Source organism: Pseudomonas sp. AC532 (assembly GCF_979258965.1).
The window spans coordinates 2480269-2498843 of sequence record NZ_OZ409888.1; the positions used below are offsets into that span (position 1 = coordinate 2480269).

At 63.8% G+C, this 18575-nt stretch carries 12 protein-coding genes; 8 read left to right on the top strand and 4 right to left on the bottom strand.

The annotated features are described in order from the left end of the window. Nucleotides 1-211: 211 nt before the first annotated feature. The gene (gene trxA, locus ACZ0AV_RS11740) at nucleotides 212-538 is read right to left on the bottom strand and encodes a thioredoxin TrxA (protein ID WP_042552299.1); all 327 of its coding nucleotides are present in this window, start codon (nucleotides 536-538) and stop codon (nucleotides 212-214) included. Between the two features lie 262 nt (nucleotides 539-800). Here trxA and ppx point away from each other — a divergent pair, with 262 nt between their 5' ends. The 4 genes from ppx to selO all read left to right on the top strand — a co-directional run bounded on the left by ppx (nucleotide 801) and on the right by selO (nucleotide 9575). Further along, a complete protein-coding gene (ppx, locus tag ACZ0AV_RS11745) occupies nucleotides 801-2306 on the top strand; it encodes an exopolyphosphatase (RefSeq protein WP_499151181.1) in 1506 nt (501 codons plus the stop codon). Between the two features lie 580 nt (nucleotides 2307-2886). Next, nucleotides 2887-4632: a potassium/proton antiporter gene (locus ACZ0AV_RS11750; RefSeq protein ID WP_499151182.1), complete on the top strand. Its 1746-nt coding sequence runs from the start codon at nucleotides 2887-2889 to the stop codon at nucleotides 4630-4632. 147 nt (nucleotides 4633-4779) lie between these two features. Continuing rightward, nucleotides 4780-8115 carry a mechanosensitive channel MscK gene (mscK, locus tag ACZ0AV_RS11755; protein ID WP_499151183.1) on the top strand — a complete coding sequence of 1112 codons (3336 nt, stop codon included), beginning with the start codon at nucleotides 4780-4782 and terminating at the stop codon, nucleotides 8113-8115. Beyond that, the gene (gene selO, locus ACZ0AV_RS11760) at nucleotides 8112-9575 is read left to right on the top strand and encodes a protein adenylyltransferase SelO (protein WP_499151184.1); all 1464 of its coding nucleotides are present in this window, start codon (nucleotides 8112-8114) and stop codon (nucleotides 9573-9575) included. The genes mscK and selO overlap by 4 nt, the downstream gene beginning before the upstream one ends. Nucleotides 9576-9706: 131 nt before the next feature. On the opposite strand, the gene ACZ0AV_RS11765 is transcribed toward selO, so the two are convergent. Then, nucleotides 9707-10021, bottom strand: a complete 315-nt coding sequence (locus ACZ0AV_RS11765; RefSeq protein ID WP_499151185.1) for a hypothetical protein — start codon at nucleotides 10019-10021, stop codon at nucleotides 9707-9709. 216 nt (nucleotides 10022-10237) lie between these two features. Here ACZ0AV_RS11765 and ACZ0AV_RS11770 point away from each other — a divergent pair, with 216 nt between their 5' ends. After that, on the top strand, nucleotides 10238-12445 hold the full coding sequence (locus ACZ0AV_RS11770) for an OsmC domain/YcaO domain-containing protein (protein WP_499151186.1): 2208 nt from the start codon (nucleotides 10238-10240) through the stop codon (nucleotides 12443-12445). A gap of 224 nt (nucleotides 12446-12669) precedes the next feature. Further along, nucleotides 12670-14409: a BCCT family transporter gene (locus ACZ0AV_RS11775; protein WP_499151187.1), complete on the top strand. Its 1740-nt coding sequence runs from the start codon at nucleotides 12670-12672 to the stop codon at nucleotides 14407-14409. Nucleotides 14410-14531: 122 nt separating this feature from the next. Here ACZ0AV_RS11775 and ACZ0AV_RS11780 read toward each other — a convergent pair whose 3' ends face one another. After that, nucleotides 14532-15989, bottom strand: coding sequence for an alpha/beta hydrolase (locus ACZ0AV_RS11780; RefSeq protein WP_499151188.1), 1458 nt, complete (start codon nucleotides 15987-15989; stop codon nucleotides 14532-14534). A gap of 222 nt (nucleotides 15990-16211) precedes the next feature. Here ACZ0AV_RS11780 and ACZ0AV_RS11785 point away from each other — a divergent pair, with 222 nt between their 5' ends. Further along, complete coding sequence (locus tag ACZ0AV_RS11785; protein WP_499151189.1) at nucleotides 16212-17189, top strand: sulfite exporter TauE/SafE family protein; 978 nt, start codon at nucleotides 16212-16214, stop codon at nucleotides 17187-17189. Between the two features lie 73 nt (nucleotides 17190-17262). Further along, entirely contained in the window at nucleotides 17263-17697 is a 435-nt protein-coding gene (trxC, locus tag ACZ0AV_RS11790; protein WP_499151190.1) for a thioredoxin TrxC, read from the top strand. Nucleotides 17698-17757: 60 nt separating this feature from the next. Here the strand turns inward: trxC and ACZ0AV_RS11795 are convergent, their stop codons facing one another. Beyond that, on the bottom strand, nucleotides 17758-18528 hold the full coding sequence (locus ACZ0AV_RS11795; protein ID WP_499151191.1) for a ParA family protein: 771 nt from the start codon (nucleotides 18526-18528) through the stop codon (nucleotides 17758-17760). Between the last annotated feature and the right edge of the window lie 47 nt (nucleotides 18529-18575).

The window sequence follows — 18575 nt, forward strand, 5'->3', positions numbered from 1 at the left end:
GATGGTAAGCATTGAGCTTGAGAGGCCGCGGCGCAGATAGGCGACAGGCGCCCATTTTATTGTCGAATGTTCGAGTGGGAATGCGTCGGCAGCGGCGTGCAGGGGGTCGCTTAGGAAAAGCAACGGACCCGAATGTAACATCGGCTTTACGAATGCGTCTAGCCTTTACACAGAAAAAAGCCCCGTTGTCTACGGGGCCTTTCGGACGACCTTACAGGTTGGCGTCGATGAAGGCAGCCAGCTGCGACTTCGACAGGGCGCCGACCTTGGTGGCCTCGACGCTGCCATTCTTGAACAGCATCAGGGTCGGAATGCCACGCACACCATACTTCGGCGGGGTGTCCTGGTTTTCATCGATGTTCAGTTTGCAGATCTTCAGCTTGCCCTGGTATTCCTTGGAAATCTCGTCCAGAACCGGTGCAATCATCTTGCACGGGCCGCACCACTCAGCCCAGTAGTCGACCAGTACCGGGCCTTCTGCCTGGATGACGTCCTGGTCAAAGCTGGCATCGCTGACGTTGGTGATGAATTCACTCATGGGAAGTCTCCGTGTTCAGGCATAACGATAAAAGTGGCGACCATCATAGCCCGGCTAGCCTGACACAGGAAGGCGCCCACCATTGAGCGTGGCTATATAGCCTATCGATGACAGCGATGGGCCAGAGCCCTGCGCAGGCACACGGTAGCCACTTGCGGCCTCCCCGCCATGCCAGGTCGGCGCGCCTGCGGAGGCGGTATGCGTTGGCGCGCGCGCCCTATCGTGGCACGATGACGGGGTTCTGCCTCGAGATAGACTGATCATGCCGCACTCCCATGCCGAGTCCTTTCCCCTGGTCGCCGCCATCGACCTGGGCTCCAACAGCTTCCACATGGTGCTGGCCAAGGCCGATCATGGCGAAATTCGCATTCTCGAGCGCCTTGGCGACAAGGTGCAGCTGGCCGCGGGTATCGACGACCAGCGCCAGCTCAGCGAGGAAGCGATGCAGCGCGGCCTCGACTGCCTAAGCCGCTTCGCCCAACTGACCAACAGCCTGCCGCAGGGGGCCGTGCGCATCGTCGGCACCAACGCGCTGCGCGAAGCACGCAACCGCGCCGAATTCATCCGCCGCGCCGAAGCGCTGCTGGGCCATCAGGTTGAGGTCATTTCCGGGCGCGAAGAAGCGCGGCTGATCTACCTCGGGGTCTCCCACAGCATCGCCGACACGCCGGGCAAGCGCCTGGTCGCCGATATCGGTGGCGGCAGCACCGAGTTCATCATCGGCCAGCGTTTCGAGCCGCTGCTGCGCGAGAGCCTGCAGATGGGCTGCGTGAGCTATACCCAGCGCTACTTCAAGGACGGCAAGATCACTCCTGCCCGTTACGCCCAGGCGTACACCGCGGCCCGCCTGGAAATCATGGGCATCGAACACGGCCTGACCCGCCTCGGCTGGCAGGATGCGGTGGGGGCCTCGGGCACCATCAAGGCGATCGGCCTGGCGATCCAATCCGCCGGGCTCAGCAGCAACGGCGAAGTGACCCGGGAAGGGCTGGCCTGGCTCAAGCGCAAGCTGTTCAAGAGCGGCGACGTCGAACGCCTCGACCTGGAAGGCCTCAAGCCGGATCGGCGGCCTATTTTCCCGGCTGGCCTGGCGATTCTCGAGGCGATTTTCGACGCCTGCGAGCTGAACCGCATGAGCCACTCAGAAGGCGCCTTGCGCGAAGGTGTGCTCTATGACCTGCTGGGCCGTCACCAGCATGAGGACGTACGCGAGCGCACCCTGTCAGCCTTCATGGAGCGCTATCACGTCGATCAGGAGCAGGCCGCTCGGGTCGAGGCGAAGGCGCTCTCCGCGCTCGACAAGGTCGCCAGCGACTGGGAGCTGACCGACGACTGGCACCGCGAGCTGCTCAGTTGGGCAGCCAAGGTCCACGAGGTCGGCCTGGACATCGCCCATTATCAGTATCACAAGCATGGTGCCTACCTGATCGAGCATTCGGACCTGGCCGGGTTCTCGCGCCAGGATCAGCAGATGCTTGCCCTGCTGGTACGCGGCCATCGCCGCAACATCCCCAAGGACAAGCTCACCGAATTCGGCGAGGAAGGTGTCAAGCTGGTTCGCCTGTGCGTGCTGCTGCGCTTCGCCATCCTGTTCCACCACATTCGCGGCAGCCAGAACATGCCCGCGGTGCGCTTGAAGGCCGGGCCGACCAGCCTGGCGATCCAGTTTCCGGATGGCTGGCTGGCCGCCAACCCGCTGACCCACGCGGACTTCGAGAGCGAAGCCGAGTGGCTCAAGCGTATCGACATGACCCTGACCGTGCGCTGATCACAGCCGGCACGCGTCACGCCCGACGCCGCGCTCGGTGTTTTTTGCCCTCGCACGGTGCAGGAAGCATTTGCCGTTGAGCCGTCCAGGCCTTAGCCTTGCGCGGCGTTTCCGGCACGGGCGCTCGCGAATCCATCCCGTGTTCGCCGGGCTGCCATACGGTACCCGCAGCGCCTGGTTCGCCAAAAGCGAGCTGCCGGACTCGCGCCACTTCACCGATGCACCCACAGCCGTGCCCGGCAGGTACACGCCACGAGGTGTTGCCTACGCCCAGTGAGCCAGACGACTCTTCAGACCAGCTCCGGGCGGCCCGATCGAGCGTCGGCCTGTGCCTGGGCGACTGCCCCGGCTAATTGCCCATCTCCGGCTCGCCGTGGCGCCGCCAGCGGTTCTCGCAAACCACGACGCTGTGCGCCGCGGTCATCGCACCATGAGCCGGGATGCACGATGCCGGCGGCCGAACTCTCGCGTGCGTCGGCATGGGCGGTAATGCGCCGCAATCACCTATTTTTGACAGTTTCAATACCCATCGGGATAGAATCGGGATCGCCCTCACCCCACCTGATCAAGAGAGACGACGTTGGATAGCATCACAGTCAACAGCCTATTTCTGATTGGGGCCTTAATGGTGGGTGCGAGCATCGCCGTCAGTTCCCTTTCCACCCGCCTGGGCGTACCGATCCTGGTCATCTTTCTCGCGGTGGGCATGCTGGCGGGCGTCGACGGCATCGGCGGCATCGCGTTCAACGATTACTCGCTTGCCTATCTGGTGAGTAACCTGGCGCTGGCCGTGATCCTGCTCGACGGAGGCATGCGCACACGCAAGGCGACATTCCGTGTGGCACTGTGGCCCGCACTCTCGCTGGCTACCGTCGGCGTGGCCATTACGGCGGGGCTCACCGGCCTGGCAGCGGCATGGCTGTTCAACCTGACGCTCATCGAGGGCTTGCTGATCGGCGCGATCGTCGGCTCAACCGATGCCGCAGTGGTCTTCAACCTGCTCAATGGCAAGGGCCTCAACGAGCGCGTTGGCTCCACACTGGAAATCGAGTCGGGCAGCAACGACCCGATGGCGATGTTCCTGACCGTATCGCTGATCGCCATGCTGGCCAGCGGTCAAACCAGTTTCAGCTGGAGCCTGCTGAGCGACCTCGTCTGGCAGTTCGGCGTCGGCATCGTGCTTGGTGTGGTCGGCGGCTGGCTGCTGCTGCAGTTGATCAACCGCCTGACCATCGCCGAGGGTCTCTACCCGCTACTGGCTGTCAGCGGTGGCATTCTCATCTATGCCCTGTCCGGCACGCTCGGCGGCAGTGGCATTCTGGCCGTGTATGTCTGCGGCCTGCTGCTCGGCAACCAGCCGATCCAGAACCGCAACGGCATCCTGCACATGTTCGACGGCCTGGCGTGGCTGAGCCAGATCGGCATGTTTCTGGTGCTCGGCCTGCTGCTCACGCCGAGCGACCTGCTGCCCATTGCCATCCCGGCACTGGCCCTCTCGCTGTGGATGATTCTGTTCGCCCGGCCGCTGTCGGTGTTCATCGGCCTGCTTCCGTTCAAGGTGTTCCACCTGCGCGAGCGGCTGTTCATTTCCTGGATTGGTCTGCGCGGCGCGGTGCCCGTCATTCTCGCGGTGTTTCCGCTGATGGCCGGCCTGGAGAATGCCCAGCTGTTCTTCAATGTGGCGTTCTTCATCGTCCTCGTGTCGCTGTTGCTGCAAGGCACCTCGCTTGGCTGGGCAGCGCGCAAGGCCAAGGTGGAAGTTCCGCCGGCGCCTTCGCCGATTTCACGCAGCGGCCTGATGATCCACCGCACCAGCCAGTGGGAAATGTTCATCTACCGTCTCGGCGCGGAAAAGTGGTGCATCGGCGCACCGCTGCGTGAGCTGAACATGCCCAAGGACACCCGCATCGCCGCCCTGTTTCGCGACCATCAACTGCTGCACCCGTCCGGCAGCACCCGTCTGGAGGCCGATGACCTGCTGTGCGTCATCGGCCACGAGCACAACCTGCCTGCGCTCGGCAATCTGTTCAGTCAGGCGCCAAAACGCGCCAAGGACCTGCGTTTCTTCGGCGACTTCGTGCTCGAAGGCGACGCCGAACTCGAGGCAGTCGCGTCCCTCTACGGCCTGCCACTGGAAGAGGCGGATCGCGGTCAGTCGCTGGCCGAGTTCATCGGCCACCTGATAGGCGGTGAAACCGTCATCGGTGACCAGGTCGAGTGGCACGGCCTGACCTGGACGGTCGCCGAGATGGACGGGAACAAGATCCGCAAGGTAGGCGTCAGATTCCCCGAAGGCGCCCGCCCGGGCCCCGGTCTGTCGTTCTGACCTGCGCGAGACTGCCTTGACCGACACCCTGCCAACACCCGGCAGGGCTGGCGCACGGCAGATCGTGAACGGCTTCTGATAGATCGTCGCGCGGGACCTCGTGCCAGTCTGTAGACTCAGCAGGACTCCACCCCCGCGATCATGATCATGCTCTCTTTCCGTCGTTTTCTAGCCGTTTCCCTCCTGGGCCTGTGCCTGGTCCAGTCCCCCGTGTGGGCCAATGCCAACCCCACCACCGAGGCCGTACAGCGCAGCCTGGATACCCTCGCCGAGCGCAAGCTGGTGGAGCCGGAACAGTCACTGGTACGCCAGACCCTGGAAGCGACCCTGGCTTCGCTCAATGCCCAGGCGCAAAGCAAGGAAAAGCTGGCGGCGCTGGAAAAGCAGCTGGCCCAGGCACCCAGGCAGACCCAGGACGCGCACAGCGCGTTGCAGAAGCTCAAGGCCAGCAGTGTGGTGCCGGTGGCGCAGCGCTATGCCAACAGCAGCGTCAATCAGCTGGAGCAGATCCTCAGCGAGCGCAGTGCGCAACTGAGCGACTGGCAGAAGCAGATCAACGACGCCAACACCCTGGTCATTACCGCGCAGACCCGCCCGGAACGCGCTCAGGCAGAGATCAGCAGCAACCAGACGCGCACCCAGCAGATCAACAACCTGCTCAAGAGCGGCCGCGAAGATGGCAAGCCGCTGAGCCCCGAACGCAGCAACCAGCTAAAAGCGGAGCTGGCCCAGCTTGGCGCCCAGACCCAGTTGCGCCGCCAGGAAATGGCCGGCAACAGTGTGCTGCAGGACCTGGGCACCGCCCAGCGCGACTTGCTAGAGGAACAGATCAAGCGGCTCGATACCGAGCTGCAGGACCTGCAGACGCTGATCAACGATAAACGCCGCGACCAGTCCGAGCGCACCGTCGCCGAGCAGTCCATGGAAGCGCAGAAGGTGGGTGGCTCAGACAGCCTGCTGGCGCGCGAGAGTGCCATCAACGTCAAGCTCTCCGACTACCTGCTGCGTGGCACCGATCGCCTCAACGAGCTGACCCAACTCAACCTGCGCACCCAGCAGCAGCTCGACACCCTGACCCAGACCGACCAGGCCCTCGACGAGCAGATCAGCGTGCTGCAGGGCAGCCTGCTGCTGTCGAAGATCCTCTACAAGCAGAAGCAGGCGCTGCCCAAACTGCAGCTCGACAGCAACCTGGCCGATGAAATTGCCGACATTCGCCTTTACCAGTTCGAGCTCAACCAGCAGCGCGAGCAGATCGCCAACCCGGGTACCTACGTCGACAAGGTGCTCGCCACGCAGCCGCCGGAAAGCGTCACACCGCAACTGCGCAGCGCCCTGCTGGAGCTGATCGACACCCGCCGCGTGCTGCACGACCGCCTGAACCGCGAACTGAACGCGCTGCTCAACGAATCGATCACCCTGCAACTGAACCAGAAGCAGCTGCAGGACACCGCCAGTGCGTTACGCGCCACGCTCGACGAGCAGATGTTCTGGATCCCCAGCAACAACCCGCTCAACCTCGACTGGTTCAAGAACGCTCCCAATCTGCTGCAGCGCCAGATCGCCGATCTGCCCTGGCGCGACAATCTCAGCCAGCTCGGTGCCGGGTTGATCGAACGGCCGCTGCTGTTCCTGCCCCTGCTGCTGGTCATGGGCCTGCTGCTCTACAAGCGCCGCTACCTGAGCCAGAAGCTCACCGACCTGCACAAGGACATCGGCCACTTCAAGCGTGACAGCCAACTGCACACGCCTGTGGCGATCTTCCTCAACGTGCTGCTGGCGCTGCCCGGCACGCTGTTGCTGGCGCTGTGCGGCTTCGCCCTGCAGATGGACGCTCGCGGCCTGAACGTCAACCTCGGCTCGGCCTTCCTCGGCATGGCCCAGGCCTGGCTGGTGTTCTATACCGTGTACCGGATTTTCACTCCGGGCGGCGTGGCCGAACTGCACTTCCACTGGGCACGCGCCCACGTGGCCTACCTGCACCGGCAGATTCGCTGGCTCGGCGTGGTGGTGATGGCACTGGTGGCCGTGGTCACCGTGGCCGAGCACCAGCCGTCGAGCCTGTCCGATGACGTGATCGGCATCGGCGTGGTGCTGACCTGCTACGGCCTGATGATCTGGCTGTTGCAGAAACTGCTGCTGCGCGGCCCTGCCCGCGAGAATGCCTCGACCTTCCGCATGCTGATCGGCGTGCTGTTCAGCATGCTGCCACTGGGTCTGTTCCTGGCGGTGTGCTTCGGCTACTACTACACCGCGCTGAAGCTCAGCGACCGACTGATCGACACCCTGTACCTGCTGCTCATCTGGCTGGTGGTGGAAGCGGTGTTCGTCCGCGGCCTGGCCGTCGCCGCACGGCGCCTGGCCTATCAGCGCGCCACGGCCAAGCGTGAGGCGCAGACCACCGAGGACGGCGAAGGCACGGAGATCCAGCTGGAGGCGCCGACCCTCAACATCGAGCAGGTCAACCAGCAGTCCCTGCGCCTGATCCGCCTGACCCTGCTGGGCACCTTCATCGCGGCCATGTACTGGGTGTGGGCGGACCTGATCTCGGTATTCGCCTACCTCGACAACATCACCCTCTACCAATACAACAGCAGCAACGTGGTGGGCAGCGCCGCCTCACTGATCCCGATCAGCCTGTTCGATGTCCTGTACGCGCTGATCATCGCCGCCATCACCCTGGCGCTGGGGCGCAACCTGCCCGGTTTACTGGAAGTGCTGGTGCTCTCGCGCCTGCGCCTGGCCCAGGGCAGCGCCTACGCGATCACCACCTTACTGTCCTACGTGATTTTCGGCACCGGCATCGTGGTCACCCTGTCGACCCTCGGGGTGAGCTGGAACAAGCTGCAGTGGCTGGTTGCCGCCCTGTCGCTGGGGATCGGGTTCGGCATGCAGGAGATCTTCGCCAACTTCATTTCCGGCCTGATCATCCTCTTCGAGCGCCCGGTGCGCATCGGCGACCTGGTGACCATCGGCGGTGTGACCGGCACGGTCAAACGCATCCACATTCGCGCCACGCACATCATCGACAGTGATCGCAAGGAAGTGATCGTGCCGAACAAGACCTTCGTCACCAGCCAGTTGATCAACTGGACCCTGACCGATACGGTGACCCGTATCGTGCTGACCTTCGTGGTCCACCGCGGTGCGGATCTGGAGAAGGTTCGCACCCTGCTGCTGCAGGCGGCCCAGGAGAACTCGCGGGTAATGCGCGACCCGGCGCCGACTGCTCAACTGAGCCTGTACACGCCGAGCGACCTGACCCACGAGCTGAAATTCTACGTGAAGGAGCTGGGCGACCGCGGTGCGGCAACCGACGAGCTCAATCGCCGTGTCGACCAACTGTTCGCCGACAACGGCATCAATCTCTCCGGCACACCGAAGATGGATATCGTGTTGAGCCGGGCAAGCGCGCCTGAAGACACCCTCAAGCTCGACGAGGCGCAACTCGCAGCTGCTGAAAAAGGTGGGAGCAAACCGTGAAGACGCTCGACACGCTGACCTTCGACAATCGATTCGCCCGGCTCGGCGACAGCTTCTCGACCGAGGTGCTGCCCGAGCCGATCGCCGAACCGCGCCTGGTGGTGGTCAGCCAGGACGCCCTGGCCTTGCTCGATCTCGACCCGCAGGAAGCGCAGCGTGAGGTATTCGCCGAGCTGTTCTCCGGCAACCAGTTGTGGAGCGATGCGGCGCCTCGCGCCATGGTCTATTCCGGTCACCAGTTCGGCGGCTACAGCCCGCGGCTGGGTGACGGTCGGGGCCTGCTGCTGGGCGAGGTGCTGAACAATGCTGGCCAGCACTGGGACCTGCACCTCAAGGGCGCCGGCATGACGCCCTACTCGCGCATGGGCGATGGCCGTGCGGTGCTGCGCAGTTCGATCCGCGAATTTCTCGCCAGCGAAGCCCTGCATGCCCTCGGCATCCCCAGTTCACGGGCGCTGTGCGTGACCGGTTCGAGCACGCCGGTGTGGCGCGAAAAGCAGGAAACGGCCGCCATGCTGGTGCGCCTGGCTCCCAGCCACATCCGCTTCGGCCACTTCGAGTATTTCTACTACACGCGCCAGCACGACGCCCTCAGGCAGCTTGCCGACCATGTGATCGCGCACCACTACCCTGCCTGTGGCGAAGAGCCGCAGCCCTACGCCGCACTGCTTAAAGCGGTGCTGGAGCGCACCGCCGAGATGATCGCCTGGTGGCAGGCCTACGGCTTCTGCCACGGGGTGATGAACACCGACAACATGTCGATCCTCGGCATCACCTTCGATTTCGGCCCTTATGCCTTCCTCGACGACTTCGATGCCAAGCACATCTGCAACCACTCCGACGACAGCGGCCGCTACAGCTTCAGCAATCAGGTGCCCATCGCCCACTGGAACCTCTCGGCCCTCGCCCAGGCGCTGACGCCGCTGGTGGAGGTGGACACACTGCGCGAAACCCTCGACCTGTTCCTGCCGCTGTATCAGGCCCACTATCACGACCTGATGCGCAAACGCCTGGGCTTCACCACCGCCGAGGATGGCGACGAAGAACTGATCCAGCGCCTGCTGACGCTGATGCAGGCCGGCAAGGCCACGGATTACTCACTGTTCTTCCGCCACCTGGGCGAGCAGGCCCCCGCCGCCGCACTGCAGGTGGTGCGCAACGATTTCGTCGACCTCAATGGCTTCGATGCCTGGGGCGCCGACTACCTGGTCCGCCTCGGCCGCGAAGGCTTCGAGCAAGCCGAGCGCCAGGCACGCATGCATGCCGTCAACCCGCTGTACCTGCTGCGCAACTACCTCGCCCAGGAAGCCATCGCTGCCGCCGAACAGGGTGATTACGCACCCGTGCGCGAACTGCACGCGGTATTGAGCCACCCATTCGAGGAACAGGCCGGCAAGCAGCGCTACGCGCAGCGGCCACCGGACTGGGGCAAGCATCTGGAAATCAGCTGTTCGTCGTGAGGCGCCAGAGCGGTTGGCACGTCAACGGCTGAACGCCCGCATCGCCACGGCCGAGTGCCGACGGCCGGGTAAGCGCCTTGAAGCGCAGAGGGGTTGAGTGGATGCACGCGCCGCCATCCACCCGCACTCACCTAGAACGGCATGCCTTTGATGGGCTCGCCCTTCTTCCCGCATTGCGGCGGGTTGGTCATGCCGAAGGTCATGATGTTGCCGCCATTGATGATGCAGACGAACTCCTTGTTGTCGTTGGCCTTCAGCGTGGCAAAGGTATTGGTGCCTTCGGTGCGGCGATTGACCAGGGTCAGTTCTTCGGGGGAATAGCCCAGGGCGCCGCCGCTGATCGACTTGATGCGCTCGTCATTCAGGGTATTGGTCGAGCTGGCGAGGCTGTTGCAACCCGCCAACGTGGTGACAATCGCAAACGTCAGGGCAATCTTCTTGAACATGAGGGGGCATCCTCCAGGCATGGTTTAACGTCGTCAGACGTTGATCATGGCGACCAGCCCCCATGAAAAACATAGCGCAGGTGTACTAGTTGCCCGTTGCCGGCCTCTGCGCGGCAAGCCCTCCTCGTCCAGGCAAGGGGTATTCTGACCGGCGGCGAGACTTCCTGACGAAAACCCGGATAATGCCGGCCATTCGTTTTGCTCGCCGGTGCCCCCATGGAAATCAAGGTCAACTTTCTCGACAACCTTCGACTTGAAGCCAAGTTCGACGACTTCACGGTGATCGCCGACCAGCCCATCCGCTATAAAGGGGACGGCTCGGCGCCGGGGCCGTTCGACTATTTCCTGGCCTCGTCGGCGCTGTGCGCGGCCTATTTCGTCAAGCTGTACTGCCAGACGCGTAACATCCCCACCGAGAACATCCGCCTGGCGCAGAACAACATCGTCGACCCGGAAAACCGCTACGCGCAGATATTCAAGATCCAGGTCGAGTTGCCTGCCGACATCTCCGACAAGGATCGCCTGGGCATCCTGCGCTCCATCGACCGCTGCACGGTGAAGAAAGTCGTGCAACAGGGGCCGCAATTCATCATCGAGGAAGTCGAGAGCCTCGACGCCGATGCCCAGGCACTGCTGATTCCCGGCGACGGCGCGCAGACCCGCACCTTCATCGCCGGCAAGGACCTGCCGCTGGAGCAGACCATCGCCAACATGTCGGGCATCCTCGCCGAGCTGGGGATGAAGATCGAAATCGCCTCGTGGCGCAACATCGTGCCCAACGTCTGGTCCCTGCATATCCGCGACGCCAGCTCACCGATGTGCTTCACCAACGGCAAGGGCGCCAGCAAGGAAAGCGCGCTGGCCTCGGCGCTCGGCGAGTTCATCGAACGGCTGAACTGCAACTTCTTCTATAACGACCAGTTCTGGGGCGAGGAGATCGCCAACGCGTCGTTCGTGCATTACCCGAACGAGCGCTGGTTCCAGCCTGGGCCCAACGACGAACTGCCCGGCGAGATCCTCGACCCGTATTGCCTGAAAATCTACAACCGCGACGGCGAGCTGAGAGGCTCGCACCTGTTCGATACCAACTCCGGCAATGAAGCGCGCGGCATCGTCTCGCTGCCCTTCGTGCGCCAGTCGAATGGCGAGGTGGTGTACTTCCCCTCCAACCTGATCGAGAACCTGTACCTCAGCAACGGCATGAGCGCCGGCAACACGCTGGCCGAAGCCCAGGTGCAGTGCCTGTCGGAAATCTTCGAGCGGGCGGTCAAGCGCGAGATCATCGAAGGTGAGTTCGCCCTGCCGGACGTCCCGGCAGAGGTATTGGCCAAGTACCCGGCGATCCTCGCCGGCATCCAGGGCCTGGAAGCCCAGGGCTTTCCGGTACTGGTGAAGGACGCCTCGCTGGGCGGTGAATTCCCGGTGATGTGCGTGACCCTGATGAACCCGCGCACCGGCGGCGTGTTCGCCTCCTTCGGCGCACACCCGAGTCTGGAAGTGGCGCTGGAGCGCAGCCTTACCGAGTTGCTCCAGGGCCGCAGCTTCGAGGGCCTCAACGACCTGCCGCAACCGACCTTCGAAGGCCACGCGGTGACCGAGCCGAACAACTTCGTCGAGCACTTCATCGATTCCAGCGGCGTGGTGTCGTGGCGCTTCTTCAGCGCCAAACCGGAGTACGCGTTCGTCGAGTGGGACTTCTCCGGCCAGGGCGACGATTCGAACGCTCAGGAGGCCGCGACCCTGTTCGGCATCCTCGAGGCCATGGGCAAGGAGACGTACATGGCGGTGTACGACGACCTCGGCGCCACGGCCTGCCGCATCCTGGTGCCCGGCTACTCGGAAATCTATCCGGTGGACGACCTGATCTGGGACAACACCAACAAGGCGCTATTCTTCCGCGCCGACATCCTCAACCTGCACCGCCTCGACGACGAGGAGCTGGAAGCCCTGGCCGAGCGCCTGGTGGAAAGCGAGCTGGACGACTACACCGACATCAAAACCCTGATCGGCATCGAGTTCGATGAAAACACGGCCTGGGGCCAGTTGACCATTCTGGAGCTCAAGCTGCTGATCTACCTCGCCTTGCAAAAGACCGACGAGGCCAAGGAAGCGGTGGAGATGTTCCTGCAGTACAACGACAACACCGTCGAGCGCGGGCTGTTCTACCAGGCCGTGAATGCCGTGCTGGAAATGCGCCTCGATGAAGACCTGGAGCTGGCCGACTACGAAGCCAACTTCCGGCGCATGTTCGGCAACGAGCGGATGGACGCGGTGATCGGCTCGGTGGACGGCAGCGTGCGCTTCCATGGCCTGACGCCGACCAGCCTGCAGCTGGAGGGGCTGGACCGCCACCAGCGCCTGGTCGACAGCTACCGGAAACTGCACGCTGCACGGGCAAGAGCTGCAGGCCTGGCCAGCCAATAGGCCTACCGCGAGCGTCAACAGGAAAGCACCTTCGGGTGCTTTCCTGGTTTTTACGACAGCGAAACGTCGCTACAAGGACGGCGCAGGGCGTTACCAGACAGGGACAGGCGGCGATGGGTACTCATCATCGTTCATGCAACTCGCGCACACCGTGCAGGCGCGACAGGCCAGGGCATGCCTCAACTTGCGTGACGACAACCTACAAGAACCCATAGAGGGCACCCATGGCAACGCCAGACAACCTTGAAACACTAGAGCTCGGTGTAACGGACCCGTCGCAGACCGAAGAAGCCAGGCGTGATCGCCACCTCGAAGGCAAGCTCGACTGGATCGTGTTCGGTTTCACCAGCCTGCTGGCCCTGGCCTTCGTGGCGTGGGGCTTTCTCAACCAGGCCAGCCTGGCGAAAAACGCCGCGACGGCGCAGGGCTGGGTCATCATCAACTTCGGCTGGTTCTTCGTGCTCACGTCGACGATCTTCGTGGTCTTCGTGCTGTGGCTGGCAGCCAGCCGCTACGGCAAGATCCCCCTGGGCAAGGATGGCGAAGAACCGGAATTTCGCACCACGTCATGGATTGCCATGATGTTCAGCGCCGGCATGGGCATCGGCCTCATGTTCTTCGGCGTGGCCGAGCCCCTCTCGCACTACGTGAGCCCGCCTCCGGGCACTGCCGAGGCGCAGACCAACGCCGCCATGCAGATCGCCATGGCGACCACGCTGTTTCACTGGAGCCTGCACCCTTGGGCGATGTACGCCATCGTCGGCCTGGCGATCGCCTACGGCACCTTTCGCCGCGGCCGCTCGCAGCTGATTTCCGCCGCCTTCCGGCCGCTGATGGGCGAGCACGCCAACGGCCCTATCGGTCGTGCCATCGACATGATGGCGATTTTCGCCACGCTGTTCGGCTCCGCGGCCTCGCTGGGCCTCGGCGCCCTGCAGATCGCAGGCGGGCTGGAGTACAACGGCTGGGTCGAGAATCCCGGCAAGCTGTTCTACATCGGCCTGATCACCCTGCTGACCGTGGCTTTCGTCGCCTCGGCGGTGTCCGGTATCGACAAGGGCATCCAGTGGCTGTCCAACACCAACATGGTGCTGGCCTTGCTGCTCGCCGCCTTCGTGTTCATCGCCGGCCCGACCCTGCTCATGCTCAACCTGCTGCCCACCTCGCTGGGCGACTACATCAACCTGTTGCCGGAGATGATGGCCCGCACCAATGCCAGCGGCGGCGACAGCATGGACAGCTGGCTGGCCAGTTGGACCGTTTTCTACTGGGCCTGGTGGATTTCCTGGACACCGTTCGTGGGCATGTTCATCGCGCGCATCAGCCGCGGCCGCACCATCCGCCAGTTCGTCACCGGCGTGCTGCTGGTGCCGAGCCTGGTCAGCCTGATCTGGTTCGTGATCTTTGGCGCCGCCGGCATCGAGGCGCTGCGCGACGGCGTGTTCACCCTGACCAATGGCGCGGTGGACAGCAACATCGCCCTGTACGAACTGCTGGAAAGCTACCCGCTCATCTCCCTCACCTCGGTACTGGTGATGATTCTGGTGGGTATCTTCTTCGTCTCCGGCGCTGATGCGGCGTCACTGGTGATGGGCACGCTGTCCGAACACGGCACCACCGAGCCATCGCGCGGCACGATGATCTTCTGGGGCGCACTGACCGGCGCGGTGGCGGCGATCATGCTGGCCATCGGCGACCCGAGCGACCCCGGTGCGGCACTCAGCGGCCTGCAAAACCTGACCATCGTCGTGGCGCTGCCCTTCGTGGTGGTGATGGCCCTGCTGTGCGTGGCCCTGTACCGCGACCTGCGCAAGGACCCGATGATGCTGCGCAACCTGCGTGGTACCGAGCTGATCGAGAAGGCGGTGCTCTACGGCGCAGTGAAACACGGCGAAGAGTTCTACTTCGTGGTCAAGGAAAAAAAGGAAAAGAGCGACTCGGAGGAAAGCAAGCCAGGCGCGTGATGGAGACGCCCATTGGAGGGCGAGCCGCAGCGCAAGCGGCCGTCTTTCAACCCTGCGGGAACGGGCCACGCCGGTAACTCACGCGCATGGCGCGCTCGCGCAGAAAGCGCGCCGGTAAGCGGCTAGCGTGCCTGCAGGCCCCCGTGTTCACGCAGTCGTTCGACCAGATACGGGTAGAACGGGTTGGACGTCACCCGCTGCAACGCCTCCATGCTGACCAGCAGCACACCGCGCTCGCCGCGCACTGAAAGCGCGCCAAGGTGCACACCGTAGTCATCCTTCTCGTCCGGCTGCAGGCCATACAGCGAATCGCTCAGCGGAAACGGCAGGGCGACATGGGACAGGGAAAACACCTCGCGCGGAAAGGCCAGGCCAAGCGGCTCAACCTGCTCGTCGACCGCCCCGGCTTCGGTAATGCGAGCGGCGGCATCGAGCGTCTGCGGCGACGCGTTACCGACCAACGTAGTGCGGTAGCGCCGTGGCGCGGGCGGCAGCAGGTCGTCCGGCGATTTGGCGTGAGCACCGAGCAACGGGCCGAAGTCGACGACCCGGTTGAGGTCGAAGAGCACCAGTTCGCTGCCGTTGTCGGGCAGTTGGTCGTAAAGAGCATTCACCACTGCGGGCGTGCTCACGGTGTAGTCGACCAGCGACTGGAAGGTCAGCAGCGGCGCCAGCTCCTGCAAGCCGTCACGCTCGCTCAGTGTGGCGATCTGCCCCTGCAGCGCCGAGGTGAACAGGTAGGACTGACGCGCCGCGTTGAGGGCGAAGGAGTTGTATTTGAACGGGTTGTACTCGGGCAGCACGTCCAGCCAGGCGGCCTTGGCGAACGCCGGAAACACTGCCGGCAAGCCTGCCAGGCCGGCGAAACGGGCATAACCGGCCACGCCGATCATCGGCGAAATCAGCGTCAGCCGATCAGGGCGGGCCAGCGCCTGGTTGCCCAGGGCATCGAGGGCGTACTTCAGCGCCAGGCCGCCGCCAGCCGAGTAGCCGACCAGATGCAACGGCTGATTGCCGCCACTCAGGCGCCTTGCTTCACGCACCGCCAGGCGCGTGGCGGCCAGCCAGTCCTGCCAGACGACGTTGGTCAGCGCACCCGGCGTGGTGCCATGCCCCGGCAGGCGCAGGCCAATGACGATGAATCCGGCGTCGCGGTACAGCCGGGCGATATGACGCAGGCTGTAGGGCGAGTCGGTCAGCCCGTGCAGCATCACTGCAGCGCCTTTTGGTACGCCGTCGGGCTCCATGACGTAGGAGCGGTTCCAGTCCCATTCGAAGCGCGAGGCATTCAGCGGGCTGCCGGCGAAATAGCGGTTGTCCGGCACCCGCTCGGCATCGTCGAGGTGCTGGTAGACACGCTCCGGCAGCGAGGCGAACAGCGTCTGTTCGGCGAGCATGTAGTCCTGCCAGGTGGCCTCGTCCAGCTCGCCGGCGCTCAGCTCGCGGGGCGCGAAGGTGTGCCAGGGGCTCAGGTCGGGTTTGCTCTGGGCATCGTAAATGCGCAGGGCGAAGAAGGTCAGCGCGGTCACGACGATGACCAGCCCGGTGAGGCGTATCCATTTACTCGCCACTGCCCTCATGCCCGCTCTCCCGGCCCGCAAACGCCTGATGATAACCGCCACCGCTCGCCACCGCTGGGATACCGGCGGTTATAGCCGGTACCTCGGGCGAGCGCTTATCTATTAAACCGAATAGGCATATAGACCTTTCCAAAGATTCTTAGACTGATCCGGCAAAGCCGTCTATCGTCGGCGCCGCCTCAATCGCCTGTTCCACCACCCGCTGTCAGGCCTTTACACCGCATGAAAATACGCAACCTCGATCTCAGCAACAGCCCGGTCAACGACGAACATCAGGCACTGGGATTGCCGCCTCTGGAAGACCACGTCTCCCATCCGGACAATCACCCGGTCCTGCGGGCCGCAATGTGGTTCGCCATCCTCACCCTGGCCGGCCTGCTGCTGTTCCTCGCCTGGCGACTGTTCTTCGGCAACCATGAAAGCACCGGGCTGGAGATCATCGAAGATGCGCTGACCAGTCGCGCGTTCTGGAGCGCCGTGGCAGTCGGCTTCTTCGCCCAGGTGATCGACGGCGCCCTGGGCATGGCCTATGGCATCACCGCGACCACCTTTCTGCTCAGCACTGGCGCCACGCCGGCAGCGGCCAGCGCCAGCGTGCACATCGCCGAGGTGTTCACCACCGGGCTGTCGGGGATATCCCACGCCAAGCTGGGCAACGTCAATAAAGCACTGTTCCTGCGCCTGCTGCTACCAGGCATGATCGGCGCGATTCTCGGCGCCGTACTGATCACCACCTTCGATGGCGACGTGATGAAGCCGGTCATCTCCGCCTACCTGTTGCTGATGGGCCTGTACATCCTGCACAAGGCCTACCGCCATGTGCGCCTGGTCAGGAAGGAGCCCAGGCACGTCGGCAAGCTGGCGCTGTTCGGCGGGTTCGTCGATGCCGCTGGCGGCGGTGGCTGGGGCCCCGTCGTCACCAGCAGCCTGCTGGGCTCGGGCAGCGACCCGCGCACCACCATCGGTTCGGTGAATTTCGCCGAGTTCTTCCTGACCATCACCAGCGCCACCTCGTTCATCCTGCTGGCCGGGCAACCGGATACCTGGCTGATGGTCGCCGGCCTGGTGTTCGGTGGCATGTTCGCGGCGCCGCTGGCAGCACTGCTGTGCAAGACCTTGTCGGCGCGCACGCTGCTGACCATCGTCGGCTGCCTGATCACCCTGATCAGCGGCTACAACATCTACGCCAGCCTGACCTGAGGGCTTCGTTGCGCCTTGCGATGAGCACTGTCAGGCCATAGGCTTCGGGTAGAACGATTGCCCGGAGCCTGTCATGAGCGATTCACCGATCATCCCCTGCCCGTACTGCAGCAGCCTCAACCGCATTCCCGCCGAGCGCCTGGCCGAAACCCCACGCTGCGGCCACTGCAAGGCGGTGGTGTTGCCAGGTACACCTTTCGACCTGAACCAAGGCAACTTCGCCGCGCAGCTAAAGGGCGACCTGCCACTGCTGGTCGATGTGTGGGCGTCCTGGTGCGGCCCGTGCCGCAGCTTCGCGCCAACGTTTACGCAGGCGGCGGGCGAGCTGCGTACCCGCTGCCGCCTGGGCAAACTGGATAGCGAGGCCAATGCGCAGCTCTCCACGCAATTGGGCATTCGTTCGATCCCCAGCCTGATTCTGTTTCGCGACGGCCGGGAAGTGGCCCGGCAAAGCGGCGCCCTGCCGCTGCCCCAGTTGCTCGCCTGGCTCAATACCCAGGGCATCTGACGATCGCGGCGCCCCGGGCCAACCTGCGACGGCGAACGGCCACCCCTCGAAGCGGCCGGCTCAGCGCTGTTGCAGCAGGTCGTGCAGCTCCACGTATTGCTGGGTCAGCTTGTGCCGCGGGTCGAGGTAGATCAGCGGCGTGCAGGCCTGGTGGGATTCGCGCATCTTCACCGAACTCATCAGGTTGACGGGCAATACCGGCAAGCCTTCGGCCAGCAGCTCGTCAAGCAGTTGCTGGGGCAGCGTCGCCCGTGGCTGGAACTGGTTGACCACTATGCCCTCGACCTCCAGCGCCTGGTTGTGATCCTCTTTCAATTCGTCGATCTCGCGCAGCAGGCCGTACAGCGCGTTGCGCGAGAAGGTGTCGCAGTCGAAGGGGATCAGCACACGATCAGCAGCGATCAACGCAGAAACCGTGTAGAAATTCAGCGCCGGAGGGGTATCGAGGTAGATCTGCTCGTAATCCGGGGCCAGCTCGTCGAGCAGTTTGCGCAGCTTGTTGATCTTGTGCTTCTGCTCCAGCTTGGGTTGCAGCTCCGCCAGCTCGGCGGTGGCAGTGATCACGTGCAGGTTGTCAAAGGGCGTTTCGTAGATATCCACCTTGCCCTTCCTGGAAAGGGACCCGCTGGAAAGCGTCTGCTTGAAGAAATCGGCGATGCCCATCGGAATGTCATCGCCGGTCAGCCCGGTCAGGTAATGGGACGAGTTGGCCTGCGCATCCAGATCCACCAACAGCGTCCGGTACCCCTGGGATGCACTCACGGCTGCCAGGTTGCAGGCAATACTGGATTTGCCCACCCCGCCCTTCTGATTGAACACCACACGTCGCATCGGCACCTCCCTCACTAGTACATTGATACTAGGCATAACCACGTGAC